This is a genomic window from Halococcus morrhuae DSM 1307 (assembly GCF_000336695.1).
In the GTDB taxonomy this organism is placed as follows: Archaea; Halobacteriota; Halobacteria; order Halobacteriales; family Halococcaceae; genus Halococcus; species Halococcus morrhuae.
In genome coordinates this window covers 16223-40497 of the sequence record NZ_AOMC01000046.1, presented here as the reverse complement: position 1 = coordinate 40497, position 24275 = coordinate 16223, and the positions used below count along the sequence as shown (strand labels likewise).

At 66.8% G+C, this 24275-nt stretch carries 25 protein-coding genes and 1 pseudogene; 11 read left to right on the top strand and 15 right to left on the bottom strand.

The features are described from left to right. Nucleotides 1-50: 50 nt before the first annotated feature. Both C448_RS02695 and C448_RS16085 read right to left on the bottom strand, forming a co-directional pair. Nucleotides 51-443 carry a DUF5611 family protein gene (locus C448_RS02695; protein ID WP_004051735.1) on the bottom strand — a complete coding sequence of 131 codons (393 nt, stop codon included), beginning with the start codon at nt 441-443 and terminating at the stop codon, nt 51-53. 26 nt (nt 444-469) lie between these two features. Beyond that, nucleotides 470-1336, bottom strand: a complete 867-nt coding sequence (locus tag C448_RS16085; protein WP_080503146.1) for a DUF7093 family protein — start codon at nt 1334-1336, stop codon at nt 470-472. A gap of 88 nt (nt 1337-1424) precedes the next feature. Here C448_RS16085 and C448_RS02685 point away from each other — a divergent pair, with 88 nt between their 5' ends. Together C448_RS02685 and ygfZ are read left to right on the top strand one after the other, a co-directional pair. Further along, a complete protein-coding gene (locus tag C448_RS02685; protein WP_004051733.1) occupies nt 1425-1718 on the top strand; it encodes a DUF6432 family protein in 294 nt (97 codons plus the stop codon). Nucleotides 1719-1755: 37 nt separating this feature from the next. Then, entirely contained in the window at nt 1756-2838 is a 1083-nt protein-coding gene (gene ygfZ / locus C448_RS02680) for a CAF17-like 4Fe-4S cluster assembly/insertion protein YgfZ (protein WP_004051730.1), read from the top strand. On the opposite strand, the gene C448_RS02675 is transcribed toward ygfZ, so the two are convergent. Further along, on the bottom strand, nt 2835-3920 hold the full coding sequence (locus C448_RS02675) for a geranylgeranyl reductase family protein (RefSeq protein ID WP_004051728.1): 1086 nt from the start codon (nt 3918-3920) through the stop codon (nt 2835-2837). The two genes, ygfZ and C448_RS02675, sit on opposite strands and share 4 nt — an antisense overlap. 85 nt (nt 3921-4005) lie before the next feature. Continuing rightward, complete coding sequence (gene hemB, locus C448_RS02670) at nt 4006-5034, bottom strand: porphobilinogen synthase (protein WP_004051718.1); 1029 nt, start codon at nt 5032-5034, stop codon at nt 4006-4008. An 80-nt stretch (nt 5035-5114) separates the two neighbouring features. Between hemB and C448_RS02665 the strand changes: the two genes are divergently transcribed. Then, on the top strand, nt 5115-5642 hold the full coding sequence (locus tag C448_RS02665) for a DedA family protein (protein WP_004051717.1): 528 nt from the start codon (nt 5115-5117) through the stop codon (nt 5640-5642). 21 nt (nt 5643-5663) lie between these two features. Here C448_RS02665 and C448_RS02660 read toward each other — a convergent pair whose 3' ends face one another. From C448_RS02660 to C448_RS02640, 5 genes are all read right to left on the bottom strand, one after another. Next, nucleotides 5664-7820 carry a heterodisulfide reductase-related iron-sulfur binding cluster gene (locus tag C448_RS02660; protein ID WP_004051716.1) on the bottom strand — a complete coding sequence of 719 codons (2157 nt, stop codon included), beginning with the start codon at nt 7818-7820 and terminating at the stop codon, nt 5664-5666. A 94-nt stretch (nt 7821-7914) separates the two neighbouring features. Further along, complete coding sequence (locus C448_RS02655) at nt 7915-8229, bottom strand: hypothetical protein (protein ID WP_004051715.1); 315 nt, start codon at nt 8227-8229, stop codon at nt 7915-7917. A gap of 53 nt (nt 8230-8282) precedes the next feature. After that, entirely contained in the window at nt 8283-8987 is a 705-nt protein-coding gene (locus tag C448_RS02650) for an energy-coupling factor transporter transmembrane component T family protein (RefSeq protein WP_004051714.1), read from the bottom strand. After that, nucleotides 8981-9694 (bottom strand): energy-coupling factor ABC transporter ATP-binding protein, encoded by a 714-nt coding sequence (locus tag C448_RS02645; RefSeq protein WP_004051713.1) that lies wholly within the window; start codon nt 9692-9694, stop codon nt 8981-8983. Before C448_RS02645 ends, C448_RS02650 begins: the two co-directional genes overlap by 7 nt. Beyond that, a complete protein-coding gene (locus C448_RS02640) occupies nt 9691-10272 on the bottom strand; it encodes a biotin transporter BioY (protein ID WP_004051712.1) in 582 nt (193 codons plus the stop codon). Before C448_RS02640 ends, C448_RS02645 begins: the two co-directional genes overlap by 4 nt. A 105-nt stretch (nt 10273-10377) precedes the next feature. On the opposite strand from C448_RS02640, the gene C448_RS02635 reads away from it, so the two are divergent. Further along, nucleotides 10378-10968, top strand: coding sequence for a hypothetical protein (locus C448_RS02635; RefSeq protein ID WP_004051711.1), 591 nt, complete (start codon nt 10378-10380; stop codon nt 10966-10968). Between the two features lie 280 nt (nt 10969-11248). On the opposite strand, the gene thiL is transcribed toward C448_RS02635, so the two are convergent. Next, nucleotides 11249-12118: a thiamine-phosphate kinase gene (thiL, locus tag C448_RS02630; protein ID WP_004051710.1), complete on the bottom strand. Its 870-nt coding sequence runs from the start codon at nt 12116-12118 to the stop codon at nt 11249-11251. Between the two features lie 102 nt (nt 12119-12220). On the opposite strand from thiL, the gene C448_RS02625 reads away from it, so the two are divergent. Both C448_RS02625 and C448_RS02620 read left to right on the top strand, forming a co-directional pair. Continuing rightward, nucleotides 12221-13240, top strand: a complete 1020-nt coding sequence (locus C448_RS02625) for a lysylphosphatidylglycerol synthase transmembrane domain-containing protein (protein WP_004051708.1) — start codon at nt 12221-12223, stop codon at nt 13238-13240. 61 nt (nt 13241-13301) lie between these two features. Then, nucleotides 13302-13757, top strand: a complete 456-nt coding sequence (locus C448_RS02620; RefSeq protein WP_004051707.1) for a 30S ribosomal protein S19e — start codon at nt 13302-13304, stop codon at nt 13755-13757. Nucleotides 13758-13763: 6 nt separating this feature from the next. On the opposite strand, the gene C448_RS02615 is transcribed toward C448_RS02620, so the two are convergent. Beyond that, nucleotides 13764-14606, bottom strand: coding sequence for a polyprenyl synthetase family protein (locus tag C448_RS02615; RefSeq protein ID WP_004051706.1), 843 nt, complete (start codon nt 14604-14606; stop codon nt 13764-13766). Nucleotides 14607-14750: 144 nt separating this feature from the next. Here C448_RS02615 and C448_RS02610 point away from each other — a divergent pair, with 144 nt between their 5' ends. Further along, a complete protein-coding gene (locus C448_RS02610; protein ID WP_004051705.1) occupies nt 14751-15800 on the top strand; it encodes a phytoene/squalene synthase family protein in 1050 nt (349 codons plus the stop codon). 14 nt (nt 15801-15814) lie between these two features. Here C448_RS02610 and C448_RS02605 read toward each other — a convergent pair. The 3 genes and pseudogenes from C448_RS02605 to C448_RS02595 all read right to left on the bottom strand — a co-directional run bounded on the left by C448_RS02605 (nt 15815) and on the right by C448_RS02595 (nt 18653). Beyond that, nucleotides 15815-16749, bottom strand: a pseudogene (locus tag C448_RS02605) (electron transfer flavoprotein subunit alpha/FixB family protein). Next, complete coding sequence (locus C448_RS02600; RefSeq protein WP_004051703.1) at nt 16746-17537, bottom strand: electron transfer flavoprotein subunit beta/FixA family protein; 792 nt, start codon at nt 17535-17537, stop codon at nt 16746-16748. The pseudogene C448_RS02605 and the gene C448_RS02600 overlap by 4 nt, the downstream one beginning before the upstream one ends. Nucleotides 17538-17579: 42 nt before the next feature. Then, the gene (locus C448_RS02595; protein ID WP_004051702.1) at nt 17580-18653 is read right to left on the bottom strand and encodes a helix-turn-helix transcriptional regulator; all 1074 of its coding nucleotides are present in this window, start codon (nt 18651-18653) and stop codon (nt 17580-17582) included. A 98-nt stretch (nt 18654-18751) separates the two neighbouring features. Here C448_RS02595 and C448_RS02590 point away from each other — a divergent pair, with 98 nt between their 5' ends. Continuing rightward, entirely contained in the window at nt 18752-20071 is a 1320-nt protein-coding gene (locus tag C448_RS02590) for a DUF7096 domain-containing protein (protein ID WP_004051701.1), read from the top strand. 26 nt (nt 20072-20097) lie between these two features. Beyond that, nucleotides 20098-20568: a type IV pilin gene (locus C448_RS15320; RefSeq protein WP_080503144.1), complete on the top strand. Its 471-nt coding sequence runs from the start codon at nt 20098-20100 to the stop codon at nt 20566-20568. On the opposite strand, the gene C448_RS02580 is transcribed toward C448_RS15320, so the two are convergent. Beyond that, nucleotides 20569-21189, bottom strand: coding sequence for a methyltransferase domain-containing protein (locus tag C448_RS02580; protein WP_004051699.1), 621 nt, complete (start codon nt 21187-21189; stop codon nt 20569-20571). A gap of 382 nt (nt 21190-21571) precedes the next feature. Between C448_RS02580 and ahaH the strand changes: the two genes are divergently transcribed. Both ahaH and C448_RS02570 read left to right on the top strand, forming a co-directional pair. Beyond that, complete coding sequence (gene ahaH, locus C448_RS02575) at nt 21572-21898, top strand: ATP synthase archaeal subunit H (RefSeq protein WP_004051690.1); 327 nt, start codon at nt 21572-21574, stop codon at nt 21896-21898. A 10-nt stretch (nt 21899-21908) separates the two neighbouring features. Beyond that, complete coding sequence (locus C448_RS02570; protein ID WP_004051689.1) at nt 21909-24116, top strand: V-type ATP synthase subunit I; 2208 nt, start codon at nt 21909-21911, stop codon at nt 24114-24116. The last annotated feature ends 159 nt before the right edge of the window (nt 24117-24275 follow it).

Here is a 24275-nt window from a genome sequence, read left to right as displayed (position 1 = left end):
CGTCGTCCGCAGTAATAACGCTGTACGAACGTAACCCTCCCGAGACGGCCTCAGACGTTGTCGGGCGTTTCCGCGTCGTCCTCGACCGTGCGCTTCATCGACTCGCGGCGGCTTTTCGCGTCCCGCCCGGTCGCTTCGAGCAGGAAATCGTTTTTCGCGTCCACCGCGTCCGCGGCGGCGTCGGCGTTGCCTTCGGCGATGACCTCCTCGGCGGGTCGTTCCTCGAAATGCACGGCGAGGGTATCCTTCTTCGATCCGTATTCGACCGTACCGGCGACGATACGCTCGAAGACAGCGTTTTCGGGGTCTTCGACCACGTGAAGGTCGCTCCCCTCGAACTCCTCGGTCGCTGTCGGCGGGCCGAAATACTCCTCGACGGTCGTTTCCATCTCCGGAATTCGCTCCTCCAAATACTCGCCGCGGCGCATCTTGTACTCACGCATGGACGCCAGCTTTGCGAGGGGTGAATTTACCCCTTTCGCGTCTCCCACGCCAGATAGCCGCTGCCGCAGTCGGGACAGATGTCGCCCGCACGCAGCGGCGAATCGGCGACGAGTCTGGTGAACCGACACGAGCCACACGAAAGCGTATCGCCCGGCCGGCGGCTCTGGCGCTTCCCACGGGTCGTCGCTTCGGCCTCGTCGTCGGCAACCGCCTCGGGCCCGTCCGTCTCGGGCCAGCTGGCGACGGCTGCGCCACCGTCGGCGAGCGAGCCGGCGTCGTCGGGATCGCCCGTCGTCGCCCCGTCCTCGTCGGGGTCGGTCGGCCACTCACCGGGCGCGCGCGTCGGGCGCTGTGGCTTGCGGTCGTGGCCGATGCGATCGATGGCGACCGACCCCGTGGATTCGTCCTCGACAACCCGACCGTCGTCGGTTTCGGACGACGTTACCGACTCGATTATCTCGGACGAGTAGTTCATCTCCGATTCGGTGTCAGAAGCTCCGAGCGGTTCGACCGACGTGGGCTCGCCGTTCGCTATGGATTCTCCGCTCGATGCGGGCTCCCCGGTCGATGCAGGCTCCTCGACTGCCGTCGCTCCCCCGACCGGCCGTTCGCCGGCGGGGGATTCGATGACGACGTCGCCGTCGATCTCGTCGGTGATCGTCGCCTCGTCGGTCGTGGCGACGACCGTCCCGTCGGGTTCGCGAACCACGCCGGCGGCGGCTTCGAGCGTGGTGACTTCCGTGTTCTCGGAGATCGTTCGCGTCCGCCCGCACTGCCGACAGCGTTCGACCCGTTTGGCCGTCCGGACGACCTCGTCGCCCTCCTCGTCGCGCTCGCGCTCGATCTCGCTCTCGCCGTAGTCGTGCCCGAGCAGCGAACACTTGACTCCCATCGGGATGTGCTTTCGCATCGCGTGCAATAAAGTCTATTGTTAGCCGCCGAGGGATAAGCGTAAGACCGGTCCGGTCGAACCCCGTTCCATGAGGGCAAAGCGCGAGTTTCGCGACCGCGGCGACGTCGAGGTGGCGGTCCTCGACGCGCTGGTCGACCGTCAGGAGGGGCTGACGGTGTTCGAACTCCGCTCGCACGCCGACACCGGCATCGACGAACTCGAAGACGCACTCGCCGCGCTCAACGACGACGGCCTCATCGAGACCGAAACCGAGGACGGACGCTTACACATCACACCCGACGAGCGAGTGGTGCCCGATCCCGACGAGGACAACCACGAGCCGACGTTCTTCGACCGCCTCCGCGAGCGCCTCGGCCTGTAAGACACGCCTTATCCGCGATCAGCCCCAATCGCGGGCAATGACGCTCGCCGAAACGCTCCACGAATCCCACGGCGCGACCTTCGCGGACCGGGGCGGGGTCCGCGTCGCCGCCCACTACGGCCGCCCCGAACGCACCCATCTGGCCGTCAGAAACGTCGTCGGCGTCATCGAGATGGGCTACGGCGTTCTCACCGTCACCGGCGACGACCGGATCGACTTTGTCGACAACGCCGTCTCGAACCGTGTTCACCGCGAGGACGGAACGGGCTGCTACGCGCTTCTCTGTGACCCACAGGGCAAGATCGAGACCGATCTCTACATCTACACCACCGCCGAGCGCCTCCTGGTCTTCACACCGCCGGAGCGCGCCGCCGCGGTCGCCGAGGAGTGGTCGGGAAAGACGTTCATCCAGGACGTCGAGATCACGGTCGCGACCGAGGCGTTCGGCGTCTTCGGCGTCTACGGCCCGAAGGCAACGGAAAAGATCGCGAGCGTGCTCAACGGCGCGAGCTCGCCCGAGGCGGAGCTCGCCTTCGTCCGCGGCTCGATGGGCGACGACGGCGTGACGGTGATTCGCGACGACGGACTCTCCGGCGAGGAGGGCTACACGGTCGTCTGCGACGCCGACGCGGCCGAATCGGTGTTCGATACGCTCATCAACAACGGCCTGAACGCCGCGCCGTTCGGCTACGACACCTGGGAGGCGCTCACGCTCGAAGCCGGAACGCCACTTTTCGAGAGCGAGCTCCGCGGGCAAATCCCGAACGTGCTCGGCCTGCGGAACGCGCTCGACTTCGAGAAGGGCTGCTACGTCGGCCAGGAGGTCGTCTCGCGCGTCGAGAACCAGGGTCGGCCGAGCCGCCGACTCGTCGGGCTCGCGCCCGAGTCGCTCCCGGAAGCGGGTGCAGCGGTCTTCGACGGCGACGCGACCGTCGGCGAGGTGACGCGTGCGGTCGAGAGCCCTGTGCATGAAAAACCGATCGCGCTCGCGCTCTGTGACTTCACTCTCGATGCGGACGAACTGACGGTTCGCGTCGACGGCGAGGAACGTGCGGCGACCGTCGAATCACTCCCGTTCGTCGACGGCAGCGATCGCTCGGCGCGACTCCCCGACTACTAAGATCGCGAGAGCAGCGTTTTGAGGCTCTCCGGCGAGAACAGCGTGGAGGGTTTGTCCATGTGGACGCCGATCTCTCCCGAGAGCGCCGACAGTCCTGCCCGCTGGACGGCATCGGGAAGCGAGTACGCCCGGCGAACCCAGTGGCCGAGGCGGATCTCGCGCACGAGATCCGAACGCCAGGCCTGCTCGTACGCTCCGAGGGTTTCGGGACTCTGGGGGTCGATCTCGTGGGCAGCGTGATCGGCGGCGGTCATCCCGTAGAGGATGCCACCGCCGGTGAACGGTTTGGTCTGTGCGGCGGCGTCGCCGACGAGGAAGGCCCGATCGCTCGTGACGCGCTCGGCCGGCCCGATCGGGATCATCCCGGCACAGGTCTCGCCCGTCTCGACGCCGTATTCGTCGAGGAATCGGTCGAATAGGTCGGTGGCGTTCTCGCCCGGTGCGGCCCCGAGGCCATATTCGACGCCGGCGTCGCCTCTGGGGATGCGCCACGCGAAGAATTCGGGCACCGTGAGGTGGACGTCGACGTGCGAGCCCGGATCGCGCTCCTCGGAAAAGGCGAGGATACCCTGGAGCTTCTCGCCCGGTTCGGGCATGGCGAGCTCGCGACGTACCCGCGAGACCGGCCCGTCACAGCCCGCAATCATCCGTGTACGGACGGTCTCGGTGCCGTCTGGTGTGCGCACTCGCACCGTCACCCCGTCGGCATCTTCGTCGATCCCGACGACGCTGTGGTTCTCCCGGAGGTCTGCCCCCGCTTCGCGGGCCGCGCGCGCGAGCGTGCGATCCAGGCCGACCCTGTCGATGACGTTCGAGATGGTCTCGTCCTTGTAGAACAGGTGGCTCTCGCTTCCGGGGCCGCCGACGTGAAAGCGGGCTCCCGAAACCTCGTTCTGCAACAGCTCGTCGCGTGCGCCTTCGGGCGTGAAGTTCCAGATGTCGGTGCTGACGTGGCCCGAACAGGCGAGCGGCCGTCCAACCTCGCCGCGTTCGAGACAGAGCACGTCGTGGCCCGCCCGCGCGGCCTGTCGTGAGAAGCGCGAGCCGGCGGGTCCGGCCCCCACGACGACGAAATCGTACATCGAGTAGATCTACCCGCCGCCGGCCAAGTATCTTCTCTCTCGCTCCTGCCGCCCTGCTCACCTGCAGATCCGCTGTGCGCAGCTCTCAGAGCGACTCGGCGACGTCCTCGGCGAAGTAGGTCAGGATCAGATCCGCGCCGGCGCGCTTGATCGACAGCAACGATTCGTGCGCGACCGCATCGATGTCGAGCCAGCCCTTCTCCGCGGCGGCCTGCAACATCGCGTACTCGCCGGAGACGTTGTAGGCCGCCACGGGCTGGTCGGTCCGTTCGCCGACACGCTGGACGACGTCGAGATAGGGTAGCGCCGGTTTGACCATCAGCACGTCCGCGCCCTGCTCGACGTCCAGATCGACCTCTCGGAGCGCCTCGTCGGCGTTCGCAGGGTCCATCTGGTAGTGGCGACGGTCGCCGAAGGCCGGCGCACCGTCGGCGGCATCTCGAAACGGCCCGTAGAACGCGCTCTCGTATTTGGCGGCGTAGCTCATGATCGGCACGTCGGTATGGCCCGTCTCGTCGAGCGTTTCCCGGATCGCGCCGACCATCCCGTCGGTCGCGCTGCTCGGGGCGACCATCTCCGCACCCGCCGCAGCGTGGCTCTCGGCGATCTTCCCAAGTAATTCCAGAGTTTCGTCGTTGTCGACAGTCAGGCTCGCTTCCCGCTCGTTCGTCGCTACGCCGCCGTCCGTCTGGGCACCTTCCCAGCGCTCGCGTGCGCCGTCGTCGAGCACCCCACAGTGGCCGTGATCGGTGTACTCGCAGAGACAGACGTCGGTGATCGCGAACACGTCGGTCTCGTCGGTGATGCGCCGGAGCGCGCGCTGGACGACACCGTCCTCGGCCCACGCACGTGTCCCGCGCGAGTCCTTCGACCCGGGAATTCCGAACAGGATCACCGACTCGACGCCCGTTGCCTGAATCTCCTCGACGCGCGGGATCGCCTCGCTCACGGGAACGCGCTCGTGGCCCGGCATCGATTCGATCGGCTCGCGTTCGTCGGTCGTGGCGTCGACGAACATCGGTGCGATGAGGTCGCTCGCTTGCAACTGTGTTTCGCTTACGAGGTCGCGAAGCCCGTCCCGGCGGAGCCGTCGCGGGCGATGCGTGAGGTCCATGCGTTCACTCCGCCCGCGAGCGGCAAAACACCCGCGGCATGACGCAAACGATTTAGGAGCCAGCGGAGTAGCCCCGGTCGATGGCCGCTCCGGTCCTCCAAGTCGCCGAGATGCCGCCCTATCTCCGTGACCTGCTCGACTCCGAGTTCGCCCTCGTCGCGCTCTTCGGCGTGTTCGTCCTCGAAGGAGCCATGCTGATGTACTTCATGCCGAGCGAGGCCATCGTCCCCGTCTCGATCGGCCTGCTCGGCCACTCGGTGCCGAGCATCGCGACGATCATCGGCGTCGCCGTGCTTGGCGCGACCGTCGGGCAGGTCGGGCTGTTCGTGCTCGCCAAGCGCGGCGGCCGCGAATGGCTGCTCGAAAAGCGCTGGTTCCGAGTCAGCGAGTCGACTCTCGACCGCTTCGACGGCTGGTTCGGGCGCTGGGGCCCCGTCGTCGTCCCGGTGAGCAACGCCCTGCTGTTCACCCGCGGGATGCTCACCGTGCCCGCCGGCTTCGCGGAGATGAGCACCCGGAAGTTCGTCGTCCTCTCGGCGATCGGCACCGTGATCTTCGAGTCGGCGCTCGCGGCGATCTCGCTCGGCGTCATCGAAGTCGCGTTTTGAAACTGTTTTCCGAAAACGATCTCAGTCGTCTGCTGGGGCCGCGTCCGCGCCCGTCTCGACCACTCCGGCTGTCGTGTCCGCTTCGAGCGCCTCGGCCAGCAGCTCGGAGAGGCCGACGATCTCGATGCGGTCCTCGAAATCGCCCGTCTTCCGGCCGTCTTCGTACATCGTCATGCACATCGGGCAGGCGACCACGAACTTCTCGATCTCGTTTCCGGCGTCGGTGTCTTCGAGCGCCTCGCGCAGGCGCTCCTCGCTGGGTTTGGGCTCCTCGTCGAAGTCCATCCAGAGTCCGCCACCGCCGCCGCCACAGCAAAACGAGTTCGACCGATTTCGTGGCATCTCGTGGAGGCTCGCACCTGTACGCCGGACGAGCTCCCTCGGAGCCTCGAACTCGTCGTTCATCCGGCCGAGATGGCACGGATCGTGGTAGGTCACAGTATAATCGAGCGCCGTCCCCGAGAGATCGAGCGCGCCGGCGTCGGCGAGCTCCTGGACGACCTGCGTGTAGTGGTGGACGTCGATCTCCCCATCAGAATTCCACTCGACGCCCTCCAGCTCGGGATACTCGTTTTTGAACGTGTTGTAGCTGTGGGGATCGGTACAGACGAGCGTCTCGAACTCGCAGTCCTCGAAGGCGGCGGCGTTGTCCTCGGCGAGCATCTCGTAGAGTCCCTCCTCGCCGACTCGCCGGACGTCGTTGCCGTCGTTCTGTTCGTCCTCGTAGAGGATGCCGTAATCGACGCCCGCGTGCTCGAAGATGGTCGCCACCGAGCGCGCGATGCGCCTGTTGCGCTCGTCGTAGCTCGGATAGTCGCCGACGTACCAGAGGTACTCCACGGGGCCATCGCGCGCGTCGGGCACGTCGAAGTCGAGTTCCTCGACCCAGTCCGGGCGCTTGCGCTCGGGCTCGCCGAACGAGTTGCCCTGCTGGAAGACGTCCATCATCGTCTCCTGGACGTTGTCGTCCATCTCGCCCATCTCGGTCAGCCGGCGGTTCATCTCGGTGAACTGCGGGACGTGCTCGATATCGACGGGGCAGGCGTCCATACAGGCCATACAGGACATGCAGGACTCCATCGTGCGCGAGTCGATGACGCTCGCACCGCCATCGGCGACGATCTCCTTCGTCTCGCCGCCGGCGTCCACCGACTCGCGATAGTTCTTGAGGTCGAGGATCACGTTCCGCGGATCGAGCGGCCGGCCCGACGCCTTGGCGGGACAGACCGACGAACAGCGCCCGCACTTGGTACAGGCGTCCTGGTCGAGCATCTGTTTCCAGGACATGTCCTCCACTTCGGTGAAGCCGATCTCGTCGGGGTCCTCGTCGGCCGGCACTCCCGGGAGACGGACGCCCGATTTCTCGTCGCGCGTGACGACGTTGGCGAAACTCGACAGCATGTGGAACGGTTTGGCATACGGCACGGCGGCGACGAATCCGAGCGCGAGCAGCGAATGCGACCACCACGCGGCCGGATACACCGTGGTCGCCAGCTCCTGGGAGATGCCAGCGCCCTGGAAGACGAGCGCGACGAACCAGCCGACGAAGCTCACCGTCTCGAAGTCGGGGAAGCCGGTCGCGAGAATGCGCACGCCCTCGACGAGATAGCCGCCGACGCCGAGCAAGAACAGCGTCCAGACGAACGCACCGTCTTCGAGGCTCGTGTGCCGATCCCAGAGTCGCTCGTTGCGGACGCCGTACCGCCGGTAGATCGCCATTCCGAGGCCGACGACGAACAGCAGCCCCAGCGCGTCCATCACCAGCGAATAGGAGAGATAGAAGTCGCCGATGAAGAACGACTGGCTTTCGCCCAGAAGACCGGTGACGAGCTGGTAGCCGTCCATGTCGATCATCAGAATGGTCGTGCCGATGAGGAGGGTCAGAAATCCCCACATGATGAACGCGTGCATCAGCCCGCCGTAGAGGTCGCGGTTGAACTGCTTCTCGTTCGAGAGCACGATCTTGACGGCGCTCGCCACTCGTTCGGGCAGATCGTCGAGTCGGGCAACGGCGTCGTCGGTGCCCCGGAGATAGCCGGCGAACCGATCGTAGACACCGTAGAGCAGTATCGCGATCGCCAGGAAGGCCAGGAAGTAAAACAGCGCCTTCCCGACCGGGCCGATCCGCCAGAAGGTCTCCCGGGTGATGGTTTCGCCCGCCTGCAGCACGAGTGTCATTGATTATCGTTTGAGAGCCGGGCGGCCGGGTTAAGTCTTGCCAACGCACACCGTCTGCCTGCTGTCCGTCGGGAACGAAAAACTAGTTCATCGTTTACCGATCCACCGTTCGATAGTATGCAACCGACGTGTCGTCCTCTTGTCGCACACGCTTTTCGAGCGTCCCGTCGGCGACGAGCCGTTCGAGCGCCGTCTCGACGAGCAGCTCCGAGCGATTCTTCGACGTCTGCCAGTCGAGCGCCTCGACGAGCGCTGCCAGCGGTTCGAACCGCTCCGAGTCCGGGCCGGCATCGCGGAAGAAATCCCCGACGCAGTACGCCCGCCCGTCCTCTTCCAGGATCTCTTCGACACGCGCACGGACGTCCCGTGTCGGCTCGGCCGCGTCCCACTCCGATTCGGTAAGTACCATGCACCCCGTTTTCCCTCAGTTGCTATACGTTTGCTGCCGGCGGCTCGACCCGTTTAGGACAGCGCCCAGACGAACAGCGCGAGCGCGAACGCGAGAGCGGGACCGTCGATCGCGGCGAACCGCAGCGCCGGCAGCGTCGGGTTCCAGGCGAAACAGCGGGCACGGAGCGCCACCGCGAGCCTGTCGGCCCGCCCGTCCGCACGGCGAACGCCCGCGATGGCGACGAGCTTCATCCGTTTGGCGAGCGAGCGTTCACTCCCGAGGCGTGCACGCATTGCCGCCCGCGCCCGCGAGAGGTCGCCGAGCACCACCGGCAAAAAGCGGAAGACGAGCGCCACGCCGACGCCACAGAGCCGCCCGAGTCGCCCCGGCAGCAGCCGCTGGACGGCCGCCCGCGAGTCGCGCACCGGCGTCGTCCTGACGTACGCGACGCTCACGACCAACACGAGCAGGACGCGATAGCTCGCGAGCGCCGGTGCGATCGCCTCAGCGGGGACGATCCACGGTGGAGCCGGCGAGAACGCGGCGAGCAGCGGCCCGGCGAGCACGAACGGGAGCGCGTAGCGGACCTCCCAGACGGCGACCTGCGGGGGGAGCTCCGCGACCACGAGAACGATACCCGCCAGCACCGTCCCGATCGCGAGCCCGCGCGGGCTGGTGTGGGCAAACGCCGCGAGCGCGAACCCGATCTGCACGGCGAGTTTCGCCCGCGGGTCGAGCCGGTGGGCGATCGACTCTCCAGGCTCGTAGCTCAGCACGGCGCGCGAACGGCGAGTCCCGCAAGCTCTTCGCGCGCGAGTTCGGGGTCCGCATCGAGCGCCACGCGCCCCTCGTTCATGACGAGCACACGGTCGGCGAGCGCGAGGACGTCCCGCAGGTCGTGCGTGACGACGACGATCCCCGTTCCCGCGGCACCGAGTGCTTCCAACCGCGAGAGCACCGACTGGCGCGCCGGCTGGTCGAGTCCGGCGAACGGTTCGTCGAGCACGAGATGGTCGGGCTCCATCGCGAGCGCGCCCGCGATGGCGACGCGTGCCTGCTCACCACCCGAGAGTCGGTCGATGCGCTCGTCGCCACGCCCGTCCATCCGCACCGCAGCGAGCGCGTCCGCGACACGCTCGTCGATCTTTTCCCTCGCGAGTCCGAGGTTCTCCGGCCCGAAGGCGACGTCGGCGGCCACCGTTGCGGCGACGAACCCGTCGCGGGGGTCCTGAAACGTCATCGCCACGGCCGTCCGGGCGGCCACGACGTTCTCGTCGACCGCCTGGCCGTTCACCAACACGTTCCCCGAATCGGGGTCGAGCAATCCGTTGAACTGCCGGACGAGCGTCGACTTGCCCGACCCGTTCGGGCCGGCGAGTACGACGAACGAGCCATCTCGAATCGTGAACGAGACGTCGTCGACGGCTGGAGGGCCCGATTCATCACTTCCGTACCGAAAGGTCAGTTCGCGCGTCTCGATCATGCGGCGGTCATCGCGTCGCTGCGGACGATGCCGACGGCGGCGGCGATCTTCAGTAGCTCGGCCGGGACGAACACCGCCGCCCCGACGAGAAACGCCTCGACGGGCCCCAGACTCTGGACGATCATCATCCCGGCCACGCCGATCGCGTAGATCACACCCGTGCCGAGCGCCAGCCCGCCGACCAGTCGACCGAGCCCCACCGCTCCCGGATCGACGGGTGTGCGACCGCCGTGGACGACGCCGCCGATGACGGCTGCCGCGAGCGGATAGGAGAGGAGATAGCCAGCCGTCGGGCCGACCAGAACGCCGATCCCTGCCGCCCCGCCGGCGAAGATCGGCGCGCCGAGCGCGCCCGCGAGCAGATACAGCCCGCAGGCCACGCCGCCCCACAGCGGCCCGAGGAAGATCCCGGACAGGAAGACGCCGAGGACCTGCAGCGTCACCGGTGCGGGTGAGACCGGGTTCGGAAAGCTCACATACGCGAACGCGCCAGTCAGGGCGGCGAACAGCGCCGCACGGGCGAGGTTGCTCACCACTTCGTCGCCGACGATCTCGGTGTCGGTGTTCTCGATGCTCATACTCCCACCCTTCCGTCAACCCATATAATACGATCGGTTGACGAACGCGCTGTTGCCGGCGGCAGGCTTTTACCGATAGCTCGCCGACAGTTCGGTCCCCCACCGATGGACGAGAAAACGGAATCGCTACGCGACATCTTCATCGACGTCACCGAGGAGTCGACCGTGACCGAACACCAGGAGGACGTGCGCGGCTCGCTCACGCGCGAGGGCTCGACCGAGGACCGCACCGCGGACGTCATCGCGGCGATGGCCGACCGCTACGACCTCCCGACGAGCCTCGACGACGCCCAGCGCGTCGATCTCGTCGCGGCGTTCTACGCGGGCGCGGATGACGACTCCATCGCCGAATCGCTCGATACCACCACGGAGACCGTCGAACGCACTCGCCTCGCGCTCCACCTCGTCCGCGACCGCGAGACCGACAGCCCGATCGAACCGAGCGACCTCCGCGAACGCCTCGCCGACGCCGACGTCGCAACGGTCGCTGCCGATCTCGACACCACCACCGAAACCGTCGAACACCATCACCGTGTCGCCGAGACGCAGGCCGCCCGCCGCGCCGTCGGCGATCGCTTCCGCGAAGCCTTCGACGAGATCTATCTCGACGCCGACCTCGCCAGCCACACCGACGACGTCACTCGCGACGGGCTCGACGAGGCGACCGAAGGGATGGAGAACGAGCTCTCACTATGAAGTACCTTTTTACTTCGGGGCATCGCTCGCCTTCGGCTCGCTCAACCCCTCGCAAAAAGCTACGCTAAAAACACCCCGCTCGCTCGGCCTCCGGCCTCGCTCACGGTGAACCGCGCTCACTGCGTTCGCGCGGATACTCGCCCCCGCACAGCACCGCCGAAGCCCTCGGCACGCGCTCACTTCGTTCGCTACTCGCTCCCTGCGGTCGCTCGCGTACCTCGCCCTTCATCCACCAGGCCCGCACCGCCGGCCGCAGCCAGCAGCCGCGACCGCCTCGGACCTACCCGTGAGTGAACCCGCGGTCGGGAAGGCGGTCGCCGTCGAGCGCGACGCTGTCCTCGACGACCGTTCCGATGCGCGTGACGGCCACGGGTGAGTTCTCCTGGACGGTTTCGAGATCGTCCTCGGGAACCGTGAACACCAGCTCGAAGTCCTCGCCGAAGAACACGCCGAGTTCGTGAGCCTCGTCGGGATCGTCGGCGACCTCCGTGACCGATTCATCGATTGGAAGTGTCTCTGAAACCCTCATCCCGCACTCGCTTGCGTCGGCCAACTGGTGCAGCGAGCGCGCGAGCCCGTCGCTGCTGTCCATCATCGCGGTTGCCTGCTGTCCGATGGCCCGACCGGCCGCGACCCGCGGGCTGAATCGGAACAGTTCGTTCGCGCGTGCGTCGTCGCCGCGCTCGAACAGCCTGAGTGCCGCCGCGCTCCGCCCGAGCGTCCCGGTGACACAGATCGCCTCGCCGGGGCTCGCGCCGGAGCGGAGGACGGGATTTTCGGCCCGTCCGAGTACCGTCGTCGCTGCGGTGAACTCCTCATGGGTATCGAGATCGCCACCGACGTACTCGGCAGCGACCGACTCGCAGACGTCGCTGGCTCCCTCGACGAACGCCGTCAGTTCGTCCTCGTCGAACGCGGGGGCAGCGTAGATCGCGACCGCTGCGCTGGCCGCCCCGCCCATCGCCGCCACGTCCGAGAGCGAGGCCGCGACCGCTCGCCAGCCGGCCGTGTATCTGGTCGTGCCGTCGGGGAAGTCGGTCGTCTCGTGGAGCATGTCAGTCGTGAGCAGCGACTCGTCGAAGACCGCACAGTCGTCGCCGGCTCCCGCGACGCGCCCGGAGAGCAGCGCGAGCGCCGCCCGTTCGTCCATGCTCCGGATGACGGGGCGGCGACCAAAACCGGTCCGGTTCGCCCGAGCGGCCGCCGGCGGGCGTTCCGGAGGGTTCATGCCACGGTCGGTCCTTCGGCGGATATGATACGTGGCGGTAACCTCAGAGCGACGCTCGTCGGTTTCGCGGGCGCGCTCGTCGCTCTCGCCGCCCTCTCGTTGCTCGTCGGTATCGAGGATATCCTCGGTGCGCTGTCGCTGGCCGACCCCTCGGTGATCTTCGTCGTGATCGCCGTCGCGGTCTGCTGGCTCACGGCCTGGGGACTCTCGCTGCGCACAGTCTTGGGCGTTCTCGGCGCGCCGATCACGGCCCCGGTCGCCGTGCTCGTCTTCGCGGGCGCGACCTTCGCCAACAACGTCACGCCGTTCGGCCAGGCTGGCGGCGAACCGGTGAGCGCGCTGCTGGTCTCGCGGGCCTCCGACAGCGAGTACGAGACCGGGCTGGCGGCGATCGCCAGCGTCGACGCGCTCAACTTCGTCCCCTCGATCATCCTCGCACTCATCGGGCTGGGCTACTTCGCGACCAGGATCACCTTCGGCGAGAACCTCCTGCTCGTCTCGGCCGTCGTCGTCGGCTTCGCGATCGCGCTGCTCCTCGCCGTCTACTTCGGCTGGACGAACCGCTATCGCGTCGAACGCGTCGCCGTCGACACGCTGACGCCGCTCGCCAGACGGGTCGGCGGGGTCGTTCCGGGGCTCTCACCGCCGAGTCGAGCGGGGCTCGAACGCCGCATCGAGGGCTTCTTCACCGCCGTCGAGCGCGTCGGCACCAACCCCCGGGGACTGCTGCTCGCGCTCTGCTTCTCGGCGGCCGGCTGGGTCGGTCTCGCTACTTCTCTTTGGCTCTCGCTGTTCGCGCTCGGCCACACCGTCCCGGCGGCGGTCGTGCTCGTGGCGATCCCGGCGGGCGCGATGGCCGGCGTCACGCCGCTTCCGGGAGGGTTGGGCGGTGTCGAGACGGTCCTCGGTGTGCTCGTGACCGCGACGACCGGCGGCATTCCGGCGGCGACGGTTCTGGCGGCCGTCCTCATCCATCGCGGAGCGACTTACGCGCTGCCTACGGTCGTCGGCGGGGCCACCGCGGCGGTGCTCGCCGACCGGTGACACGGACCGGCGGTCGAACGCTAACGACGCGTTTAAACCCCGCGCCGAGCGTTTTGGAAGCATGGCAACTCTCTACGACGTTCCGGCGAACGAGCTCATCGCGGCCGTCGCCGCGGAGCTCCCCGATTCGGTCGATGAACCCGACTGGGCACGGTTCGCCAAGACCGGCATGAGTCGCGAACTCCCACCCGAACAGGACGACTTCTGGCGCACCCGCGCTGCAAGCCTCCTCCGACGCGTCGCCATCGACGGCGAGATCGGTGTCGACCGACTCACGACCGCCTACGGTGGCTCGAAGGGCGGCTCGAACCGATACACGGTCGCGCCGACGAAATCCACCGAGGGAAGCGGGAAGATCATCCGCACCGCACTCCAGCAGCTCGAAGAAGAGGATCTGGTCGAGACCGCCGAAGGTGAGGGTCGGCGGGTCACGCCCGAAGGTCGCAGCTTGCTCGACGAGACCGCCGGCGACGTGCTCGCCGATCTCGATCGCCCGGAACTCGAACGCTACGCCTAAAATTTCTCAGCGCTCGCGCTCCACGACGAACTCCGCGAGATCACGGAGATAGCCCGCGGCCCGTTCGTCGGCCAGCTCGACGGAATCGAGTGCCGACAGCGCTGCATCGGCCTTCCGCCGTGCGCGCTCGGTCCCCTCCTCGGGTGTGAGATTGGTGATCTCAACGAACGACGGTCGCTCCATCGCGCTGTCCTGGCCGGTCGGTTTGCCGAGATCATCGGCGTCAGCGGTCGCGTCGAGCACGTCGTCGCGAATCTGGAAGGCAACACCCACCCCTTCGGCGTACTCGCCGAACGCCTCGACGGTGCGCGCGTCGGCGTCGGCCGCCACCGCGCCCAGCTCCGCGGCCGCACGAAAGAGCGCACCCGTCTTCCGGCGCGCGAGCTCCATGTACTCGTCCTCGGCCGTCGGGTGGTCGACGAGTTCGGTCGCTTCACCCTCACCGAGCTCGACCAGCGCCTCGCTGACGACCTCCATCGCGCGCTCGTCGGTGGCGAACAGCGCGAACGCCTCGCCGAGCAGGCCGTCCGAGGTGATGAGTGCCGGGCCGTAGCCGAACGACGCCCACGCGCTGTCGGTCCCCCGGCGAACGGCCGAATCGTCGATGATGTCGTCTACGACCAGCGACGCGCTGTGGACGAGTTCGATGCCGACCGCGAAATCGACAGCCGCCTCGCTATCGCCGCCGGCGGCCTCGCAGGCCAGCATCGTGACCGTCGGGCGGACGCGTTTGCCGCCCGAGAGCGCGACGTGGGCGATCCGCGCGCCGAGCGTGTCGGGTTCGACCACCTCGCAGACGGCTTCGAGGCGGTCCTCGACGAGCGCCCGCCGACGTTCGAGATCGTCCATCGTCCGATGTTGGATCGGCGTGTGAAAGTAGGTGACGATCCCGCCATCGATCCCCGCCGCCAGCGACGATATCACCCGTGTCACTCCTGAACGTATGGTTCGTATTTCTCAGAGCTTTTGTAGTTCAGACGCCTATGAACAATGATGATTGCTGATACACCGACCGGTTCCGAGCGCGAGTGGTGTCACGAAGCGCTCGACGGTACCTCGCGAACCTTCGCCATCACCGTCGATCTGCTCGACGAACCGATGGCGACGCAGATCTGTGTCAGCTACCTGCTCTGCCGGATCGCGGATACGATCGAGGACGCCGGCCACATCCCGCCGAACGTCCAGAGTACGCTCCTTCGCAACTACGATCGAGTGCTCGATCCGGACGACGACCACGCGGTCGAGGCGTTCGAACACGCCGTCGAGCCGTGGCTCCCCGACGACGGCGGCGAGGACTGGCGCGTCGTCGCCAACGCACCGCGGGTGCTCCGGGCGTTCGAATCGCTCGCGCCCGATGCGCGTGCCGCGGTGCTCGACCCGATTCGCGAACTCGTCTCCGGGATGGCGCTGTTCGTCGAGCGTCACGCCGACACCGACGGCCTCCGGATCGAGACGATCGAGGAACTCGAAGAGTACTGCTGGTACGCCGCCGGGACGGTCGGCACGCTCGTCACGAACCTGCTCGCGCGCGACGCCACGCCCGAGCGAACCCGCAAACTCCGCGAGACCGACCGTTCGTTTTCGCTGCTCCTCCAGCTCGTGAACGTCGCGAAGGACGTCAGCGATGACTACCGCGAGGAGAACAACGTCTATCTCCCGACGGAGTGGCTCCGCGCCGAGGATGTCGATCCCGAGAACGTCTGTGAGCCGTCGAACACGCAGTCGGTCGCGCGCGTCATCCGTCGTGTCACCGATCGGGCGGAGAGCTACGCCGACGACGCACGGCGCTATCTCGCCGCTGCACCCGAGACGAACGGCAACACGCTCGCGGCGTGGGCGGTACCGTACCTGCTCGCGATCGGGACGCTGCGCGAACTCGACGCCCATGCCGAGGACGTGCTCCGCGAGGGTGGGGTGAAGATCTCCCGTGCAGAAGTGCTCGCGATCGTGGGCCAGTTCGCCGCCGACGACAACCCGCCACTCGAACGGCTGCGGACGGAGATCGAAGCGCAGCCGTACGATCTCGCGGTGGCCGAATCCTGAAAAGAAGAATCGCCTCAGAGCGCGGGTGGTTCGCCACCGAACTCCTCGATAAGCGCGGGAACGACGTCGAAGAGATCGTCGGCGACGCCATAGTCGGCGAGATCGTAGATGGGGGCGCTCGCGTCGGTGTTGATGGCGACGATGGTGTCAGCACCTTTCATGCCGGCGACGTGCTGAACGGCTCCCGAGATCCCGATGGCGATGTAGATATCAGGAGTGACGACTTTCCCGCTCTGGCCGACCTGCCGATTTTTGGGGAGCCAGCCGTTGTCGACGATCGGGCGCGACGAGGAGAGCGTCGCGCCGAGGGTGTCGGCCAGCGCTTCGACGAGCGCGATGTTCTCCTCTTCCTCGATACCGCGGCCGACGCTCACCAAGACATCAGCGTCAGTGATATCGACGTCACCGCCGCCGACCTCTTGGAAGCCCGTGACCGTCGAGCGGACAGAGGATTCGTCGATATCCACGTCGAACTGACTGATTTCGGCATCGCCAGTACCCTCGGCGGGAGGCCACTCGCCGGGGCGAATCGTCAACGCCACCCGATCGGCGTCGACCTCGACGACGGTTTCGACCTTCGAGCCGTACATCTCGCGGGTGACCGAGAGAGTGTCACCATACTCGACGTCGATGGCGTCGGTCACCAGCGGGAGCGACAGGCCGTTCGAAACGGCGGGCGCGTAGTCGAGCCCATTGACCGTGTTGGGCAGCAGGAGCACTTCCGGAGCCAGTTCGTCGTAGAGCGCTTCGACGGTCTGGGTGTAGACGTCGTGATTGAACTCCTCGCCCTCGGCGACGGTGTGGATGGCGTCGACACCCTCGCGGTTCAGCTCGTCGGCAAACCCGTCGACATCGCCGCCGATGACGGCCACGTGGAGGTCGCCATCGGCGGCGTCGGCGAGNGAAGATCGCCGCGGCGGTGTTCGGCGACGGCCAGAATATCGCTCATGCTTCGACCCCCTCGTCGCGGAGGAGTTCAGCGAGCTGGTCGGCCTCCTCGTCGGGGCTGCCCTCGAAGAGGGTGGCATCGCTTTCGGTTTCCGGCTCGTAGAGCTGCGTCAACGAGACGTCACTGTCGGTGACGCTAGCGTCGAGACCCAGCTCGTCGAGGGTCTTGGGAGCGATCTCTTTGGACTGAGCCTGTCGAATCCCGCGCAGGCTCGCGTAGCGCGGTTCGTTGATCCCCGTCTGGATCGTGAGCACGGCCGGGAGTTCGACGTCAGTGAACTCCTCGACACCGCCTTCGAGTTCGCGATGAACCGACGCGGTGTCGCTTCCTGGCTCGTATTCGAGATCGTTGACGACGGCGGCCCACTCGAAGCCGACCTCTTCGGCGAGGGCAACACCCGTCGCGCCGAAGGCGGTGTCGTCGGACTGAACGCCAGCGAGCACGAGATCGGGCTGTTCGTCCTCGACGACAGCTGCGAGAACGTCGGCTTTGGTCCCGCTGTCGAGATACTCCGTTCCCTCCAGATTTTCGTCCCAGACACGAATGGAACGGTCGACGCCTTTGGCGAGTGCCATCCGAATGGTCTCGTCGGCGCGTTCGGGCCCGATCGTCACCGAGACTACTTCGACGTCGTCGCCGGCTTCCTGGAGCTGGACGCCCGCCTCGACGGCGTAGTCGTCCCACTCGTTGAGGTCGTAGTTCAGGTACTGCTCGTCGATGGCCAGCCCGTCGATTGCGAACTCGTCCTCGACGTCGGCCACCTCCGCCACTGCCACCAGAACCTTCATGAACGATTCACCCATCGCGTGGCTGTTAACGGTTCCGGAGTGTCACCCTTCCCCATCATCCGGGAGGCTGATGAGGTTCTCGCGCCCGATGCGGAGTTTCTCGACGCGGCCCTCCTCGGCCATCGCCGAGAGCAGCTGTGAGACCTTCGCGTTCGACCAGCCGGTCTCGGTGACGATGGCGGCCTGTTTCATCCGCCCGTCGTTGCGTTCGAGCAGATGCTCGACGCGCTCCTCGTCGGAGAGCAGTTCGGTCTCCGTCTTCGTCGGCGGTGGCGCGGCAGGTTCGCTCGCCGTCGATTCGTCGGGGGGTGCCGCGTCGGCCGTCGACGCGTCACCGCCGTTGTGCCGTGCGAACGCGTAGACTCCGACGACGGTGAGTGCGACGATCCCGACGCCGACCGCCAGCGCGGGCAGCGATGCCAGCGGGCCGCCGGATTCGGTCGTCCGATTTGCGCTCTCACGGCTCGTGAACACGGCTCTCGGCGAGCCCGGCTGGAAGGTTTCCGGCCCGTTCCAGACGAGCGTGCCGTTGGTGAATCCGACCGGCGAGCGGGTGACGATGTACCGTGGTGGTGACTCGACGATCAGGGTCTGATTTGCGGTGAGACCGGGCAGCCACGTCCCGCGGGTGGTGTTGAACGCGTCGCCGACGATCAGCCGATCGCCGCTCGTTCGGGCGAATCCCGTCCACGTGAACCCCAGGACGAGCCGTCCGGTGTCGGGCCCGCTTGCGTTTTCGCCGACGATGGTCGCGTTTCGTGTGACGTTCGTTACGTTCATCGACCGGCCGGTGACGATGCTCGATTCGTTGGCGGCCCGCCGGAAGGTTTCGACCGAGAAACCGGCGCTCCCCTCCTCGAACCGCCGTCCAAGCGCGCGAAACGCCGACGAGTCGTTCGTATCGTCGAGGACGAACCCCGTCGACACCCTGAACCGTGCGTCACCGTTCGGCCGTGGGTGGATGGCGATGGTCGTGTTGTTCGCGCCGCTGGGTTGGCCGGCATCCGCCTGCGCCGTCGGTGCGAGCTCCGCTGTATCGGGCGTGACCCCTCCGGTCACCGGAGTGGTGACGACGGCCACGAGGGCGAGGACGACGAGTACCGCCCGGACGCGCATACGGGCCGTCCTCGGGCCGACGCGAAAACGGTTTCCATCCCTGACCTGTTCGTCGTCGGCGACATGGTTTTAATAGCAGCCGTTCGTTTCCCCTCTCAATGCGTCGTGCGCTCGCCGTGGTGGTGTGCTGCTGTCTGCTCGCCGGGGCTGCGGTCGCGGTGCCGAGCGCCGGCGATCGGCAGGGCGCTCGGCCGGCGACGCCGGCAACGAACACGAGCGAGTATCTGACGATCGGCCCGGATGCGGCTGAATCGACCGGCTATCAGCGCGCGACGCTCGACGTTTCGGGGACGCTCGCGCTCGATACGCGCGGTCTCGACGGCCGCTATCGACAGCTCGTTCTCGACGAGCGCTTCGCCGCGACCGACTCGACGGCCAAACGCCGGGAAATGCTCCAAACGAACGCCGACCGCATCGAATCGCGTATCGACGGGCTGCAGCGCCACCAGTCGACGGCAGTGCGCGAGTACAACAACGGGACGAGCACGGCCCGGGAGTTCGTCATCGAACTCGCGCGCATCCACACGGCGGCCGGACGGCTCGGCGTGGCTGCCGGCCGTGTGGCCGATCGCGCACGCTCGATTCCCGGCTCGACTATCGACGGCCAGCCGGCAGTCAGCTGGGCACGCAACCGTGGCGTCGAACTCGGTCCGCTGCGCGGCCCGGTTCGTGAGAGCATCGCCACGACGCTGCGCGGGCAAAACACGGCTCCGCTCGACGCGTCGACCGCCCCCGATCTCGAAGCTGCGCAAACGGCACCCGACGAGCGCCTCGAAGCGCTCGATCTGTACGTTGCAACCGCAAACGAAGGCGTCGTACTGGCGACGGTCGACGATGGTCGCCACTCCCGCGAGGCGTATCTCCCGAGCGAACGGGCCAACGAATCGGCGGGCAGCCTGACCGACATCACCGCCGCGCTCGATCGCGTTGCCGATCGCTACCCGTGGGCGTGGAACAACTCCGTGTCACGGGACGCGAGCGGTGATCGCCAGGCGGGCGTCTATCGCTTCACGCTGTTTTACGATCACGGCCGACTGACGACCAACCTCGACAGCCGCTCGGGCGCGGTGTTCTCGGAACAGCAGCGAAACCGTCTCTCGGCCATGCCCACGACCGATCCGCTTCGCCGGACCAGCGGCGACCTCCGACTGACCGTCAACCGTACCTATCCCACGGGACCGGTCGAACTCTCGCTCACGGACCGCGCGGGCGAACCGGTCGATGGGCGCATCACGATCGCCAACCACTCGGTCGGTCGCACCGGTACCGACGGCTCGCTCTGGGCGGTCGCGCCACGGAACAGCGCCACCGTCGTTGCCCAGGCGAACGGCGACACCGTCCGGATCGAGACGGAGTTCTCCCCGGCGAGCAACCGGACGACGACTGCCGCTGGCTCACCATCTACGGCCGAACGTTGAAATAGCAGGCCGAGGCCAGCCGTGGTGTGTCACGCCGTGCCGTTGCCCCGGTCGTCGGTGTCGTCCTCCTCGTCGGCGTCACCGTCGTACTTGCGGCCATCGTCGGGGCGTTCGCCATCGGCATCGGCCAGACCGATGATGTACCGAAAGCTGCTATCTCCGCTGACATGGCAACCGGTGAAACCTATGGCAATCCGGAAATTCTCCTCACTCATGTTAGCGGTGACGAACTCATCGTTCGAAACCTTACTATCCGAATTTTCGTCGATGGAGAACCGTTAGAACCCCAGCCACAGGTTCCCGTTGCCGCAGGGATGAATGGTTTCTTTGGAGCTCCATCTGCTCCACTGCAAAAAGGAAAGGATAAAACCTGGACCGCTGGAGAGGAGACCTCACTGGTAATTGCTGGAACGAATTCCCCACAGCCGACCGCTGGCTCACAGGTCACGGTCAAAATCTACACCGAAGGCGAACCGGTGGCGACGGCGCGAACCTGACTACTCGGGCACGCGCGCGAGCGTCGTGATCGCCCGCGGGCTCCCGGGGTTGGCCTGCTGGATGCGGTGTTCGACCACGTCGAGATCGGCCGCGGCGAACATCCGATCGGCCTCGTCCTCGTCGTAAAACAGCATGATCGCGTCGGCGAGTCGGCCGACCACCGAGGTCTTCGGCGCGTCGGGGCCGACGACCAGCACGTTGCCGCCCGGCTCCGTGACGCGCCGGCACTCGCGCAGGGCCGCCACGGGGTCGGGCCAGTATTCGATCGAACCGGACGACCAGAGCGCGTCGAACGTATTGTCTTCGAACGGCAGGCGCTCGGCATCGCCTCGGTAGAATTTGACCGGGCCATCCCGTCCGAACTTCCCGTAGGCACGTTTCAGCTGGTGGGCGCTCTGATCGAGTCCATGTACGCGCTCGGTGTGTTCGAGTAATCCCTCGGTGCCGAAGCCCGTCCCGCAGCCGATGTCGAGCACGCGGTCGTCCTCGTCGACGTCGAACAGTTCGAGCGCCTCCGCACGCATCTCGGCGTTCCAGACGAACGGGTTGATCTCGTCGTAGACGTTCGAGAGGTACTTGTAGAACACCTGTGCGCGCGCCTTGTTCTCGAGGATACCCATTGGCAGCTCTCCGATCGCCGCCGGGATAAACTCCCACCTTTTTAGACGGGGGCATCGCGCTCGCTTCCTTCGGTCGCTCGCGCTCAACCCCCGACCAAAAAGCTGGATCAAAAACTCCCGCTCGTTCGCGCTTCGCGCTCACTCCCGGCGAACCGCGCTCACTGCGTTCGCGCGGATGCTATCGCTTACCGTACCGCGACAGCCACAGACCTCCCCAGCCGATTCGCTCCGTTCGGGCTTCGCCCTCACTTCACTCATCCCTCGCGCGTTCTCCGGCCTCCGGCCGGATTCATCGCGCGCCACAGCAGTCTCGGGAGCGTTCACGATGACTGACGGACATTCGCAACTACCAAATAGCCGCTCACACAACCCTCGCAGAAGAATGGCGAGACCAGAGGTTCTCGACCGAATCCAGGACGCCGAGCGGGAGGCCGACGAGATACTCGACGAGGCCAAACGCGAGCGCGAGGAACGCATCGCCGAGGCCCGCGAGGAGGCCGAGGAGATCCGCGAGGAGGCCCGCGAGGAGGCCGATGAACTCGAAGAACAGCGCTTCGAGGAGGCCCGCGCGGAGATCGAGGCCGAGCGCGAGGAGATCCTCGCCGCCGGCGAGGGCGAGCGCGAACGGCTCGAAGCCGAAGCACGAGAGCGCAGCGACGAAACCGTCGAGTACGTCGTCGAGCGCTTCGTCGAGAAGGTACATGCTTAGGCCAGAGCGGATGAGCCGGGTGTCGGTCACCGGCGCGGACCGCGTGCTGGAGGACGTCATCGAGACGATCCACGAGCTCCGGCTGGTCGACGTGACCGACTACGACGGCGCGTGGGACGGGTTCGATCCCGGCGATCCGATCGCCGGTGCCGACGAGGCCGCCGAACGCCTCGTCACCGTCCGCTCGCTCCAGTCGCTGCTCGACGTCGATCCCGAGCGCGAGGGACGAATGGGATCGGTTGACGTCGCCGACCGTCTCGAATCGATCCGCAGGGAAGCCAACACGCTCGATGACCGTCGCGAGGAGTACCGCGAGGAACGCCGCTCGGTCGACGAGCGCATCAGCGCGATGGGGCCGCTCCGGGCGCTCGGTATCGATCTCGACCTGCTCTCGGGCTACGACACCCTCGAAACGCGCGTCGGCGAGGGCGAACCCGACTCCGTCCGCGCGGCGCTCGACGCGGCCGACGACGTCGCCCGACACGAACTGTTCGTCGAGGACGACGCCATCGCAGTGTTCGCCGAACCCGCCGCCGGCGAGGAGGGAGTGCTCGAAGACGTGCTCGTCGGCGCGGAGTTCGCGGCGATCGACGTGCCGGAGGGCGACGGCGCGCCCGCGGAGTACGTCTCGGAGCTCGAATCGCGCCGCGACGAACTCAATCGGGAGACCGACGATGTCGAGAACGAACTCGACGCGCTGCGCGAGGAGCACGCCGACTTCCTGCTGGCGGCCGAGGAGCAGCTCGCCATCGAGGTCGAAAAGCGCGAGGCACCGCTCTCCTTTGCGACGACCGAGAACGCCTTCGTCGCCGAGGGCTGGATCCCGACCGAGCGATTCGTTGATCTCGCCGAGGCGCTGGGTGACAGCGTTGGCGAGCACTGCGAGGTCGAGGAGCTTGAACGTGCCGCCTACGATAGCGACGGTCGTCTCATCGATCGCGAGCAGACCGACGCCGACGAGGGCGGCCGTGGTGAGCCGGAGACGGCCGCCGACGGCGGTGTCGCGGTCGAAACCGACGGTGGCAGCGCCGAGGCCGACCGACCGATGTCCGGTAGCGAGCCACCGGTCGTCCAGGAGAACCCCGATCCGGTACGACCGTTCGAGATGCTGGTCAACCTCATCGACCGGCCGAAATACTCCGAACTCGACCCGTCGGTCGTGCTCTTCCTGACGTTCCCGGCGTTCTTCGGGTTCATGATCGGCGACTTCGGCTACGGGCTGCTCTATACGGCGATCGGCGGGCTGGTCTACATGCGCTTCGAGAGCGACGGGATCCGCAGTCTCGGCGCGATCGGCCTCTGGGCGGGCGGGTTCACGATGCTGTTCGGCATCCTCTACGGCGAGGTCTTCGGACTGCATCTCATCGCCGACTACGTCTGGGGCGGCCACCCACCGATCGAAAAGGGGCTGTCGCCGGCCGGCGTCGAGTGGGCCCAGCTCTGGCTCGTTGTGAGCCTCCTCGTGGGGCTGCTGCACATGACCGTCGGCTATCTCATCGGCTTCGTCGAGGAGTTCATGGAGGCCGACCTGCGCACGGCCGTGCTCGAATCGGGCTCGTGGCTCATCCGGATGCTCGGCATCTGGATCTGGATCTTCAGCGAGTCGGCCGCCGACTCCAAGCCCGACTTCCTCTTCACCGTCTTCAACGGTGAGCCGTTCGCGCTCGGCTTTTCGGGCTTTTCGGCGACCGTCGGCATCGTCGGGCTCGTCGGCGGCTTCCTGCTCGGCGTCGTGCTGTTCATCATCAGCGAGGTGGGCCACTTCGGCGTGCTGCCGGGGATCGTCTCGGGCGCGCTCGAAAGCCTCCAAGTGCTCGTGAACGTGCTCTCGTACACCCGTCTCGCGGCGGTGTTGCTGGCGAAGGCCGGGATGGCGTTCGTCGTCAACCTGCTCTTTTTCGGTGCCTACCGGGAAGGCCCCGCGGGTGCACAGGAGTTCCACTTCCTGCTTGATCACGGCCCCGGCTACGTCGACGGGCTCGGCTCCGGGGCCGAGCTGATGTTCCCCGGGCTGGTCCACATGGGTATCGGCGGTGTGATCGGCGGGATCGTGGTCCTCGTCTTTGGACACGTGGTCGTGCTCGCGCTCGGGGTCACCAGCGCGGGCCTGCAGGCGATCCGCCTCGAATACGTCGAGTTCCTGAACAAGTTCTACGAGGGTGGCGGCGATCGGTACAATCCCTTCGGTCGCGAGCGCGAACACACGGCCGAAAACTGACGGATCGTCCCCCGAACGAGGGGGGTGTCACTCCAACCGTTTCTCTCGGCTGTGTGGGGTTATGAGCCTGTCCATCCACGGTTGACGGGATTTTTTGGGAAGCTTTATGAATCCGGTCGCGGGAGTAGACACTGTTCGGACACGAGCGAACACGCAACG

Bases quoted from the DNA above. Each gene is read 5' to 3' on its own strand.
- C448_RS02695 (WP_004051735.1), bottom strand. From the start codon at position 443: ATGCGTGAGTACAAGATGCGCCGCGGCGAGTATTTGGAGGAGCGAATT.
- C448_RS16085 (WP_080503146.1), bottom strand. From the start codon at position 1,336: ATGGGAGTCAAGTGTTCGCTGCTCGGGCACGACTACGGCGAGAGCGAG.
- C448_RS02685 (WP_004051733.1), top strand. From the start codon at position 1,425: ATGAGGGCAAAGCGCGAGTTTCGCGACCGCGGCGACGTCGAGGTGGCG.
- ygfZ (WP_004051730.1), top strand. From the start codon at position 1,756: ATGACGCTCGCCGAAACGCTCCACGAATCCCACGGCGCGACCTTCGCG.
- C448_RS02675 (WP_004051728.1), bottom strand. From the start codon at position 3,920: ATGTACGATTTCGTCGTCGTGGGGGCCGGACCCGCCGGCTCGCGCTTC.
- hemB (WP_004051718.1), bottom strand. From the start codon at position 5,034: ATGGACCTCACGCATCGCCCGCGACGGCTCCGCCGGGACGGGCTTCGC.
- C448_RS02665 (WP_004051717.1), top strand. From the start codon at position 5,115: ATGGCCGCTCCGGTCCTCCAAGTCGCCGAGATGCCGCCCTATCTCCGT.
- C448_RS02660 (WP_004051716.1), bottom strand. From the start codon at position 7,820: ATGACACTCGTGCTGCAGGCGGGCGAAACCATCACCCGGGAGACCTTC.
- C448_RS02655 (WP_004051715.1), bottom strand. From the start codon at position 8,229: ATGGTACTTACCGAATCGGAGTGGGACGCGGCCGAGCCGACACGGGAC.
- C448_RS02645 (WP_004051713.1), bottom strand. From the start codon at position 9,694: ATGATCGAGACGCGCGAACTGACCTTTCGGTACGGAAGTGATGAATCG.
- C448_RS02640 (WP_004051712.1), bottom strand. From the start codon at position 10,272: ATGAGCATCGAGAACACCGACACCGAGATCGTCGGCGACGAAGTGGTG.
- C448_RS02635 (WP_004051711.1), top strand. From the start codon at position 10,378: ATGGACGAGAAAACGGAATCGCTACGCGACATCTTCATCGACGTCACC.
- thiL (WP_004051710.1), bottom strand. From the start codon at position 12,118: ATGGACGAACGGGCGGCGCTCGCGCTGCTCTCCGGGCGCGTCGCGGGA.
- C448_RS02625 (WP_004051708.1), top strand. From the start codon at position 12,221: ATGATACGTGGCGGTAACCTCAGAGCGACGCTCGTCGGTTTCGCGGGC.
- C448_RS02620 (WP_004051707.1), top strand. From the start codon at position 13,302: ATGGCAACTCTCTACGACGTTCCGGCGAACGAGCTCATCGCGGCCGTC.
- C448_RS02615 (WP_004051706.1), bottom strand. From the start codon at position 14,606: ATGGACGATCTCGAACGTCGGCGGGCGCTCGTCGAGGACCGCCTCGAA.
- C448_RS02610 (WP_004051705.1), top strand. From the start codon at position 14,751: ATGATTGCTGATACACCGACCGGTTCCGAGCGCGAGTGGTGTCACGAA.
- C448_RS02600 (WP_004051703.1), bottom strand. From the start codon at position 17,537: ATGAAGGTTCTGGTGGCAGTGGCGGAGGTGGCCGACGTCGAGGACGAG.
- C448_RS02595 (WP_004051702.1), bottom strand. From the start codon at position 18,653: ATGCGCGTCCGGGCGGTACTCGTCGTCCTCGCCCTCGTGGCCGTCGTC.
- C448_RS02590 (WP_004051701.1), top strand. From the start codon at position 18,752: ATGCGTCGTGCGCTCGCCGTGGTGGTGTGCTGCTGTCTGCTCGCCGGG.
- C448_RS02580 (WP_004051699.1), bottom strand. From the start codon at position 21,189: ATGGGTATCCTCGAGAACAAGGCGCGCGCACAGGTGTTCTACAAGTAC.
- ahaH (WP_004051690.1), top strand. From the start codon at position 21,572: ATGGCGAGACCAGAGGTTCTCGACCGAATCCAGGACGCCGAGCGGGAG.
- C448_RS02570 (WP_004051689.1), top strand. From the start codon at position 21,909: ATGAGCCGGGTGTCGGTCACCGGCGCGGACCGCGTGCTGGAGGACGTC.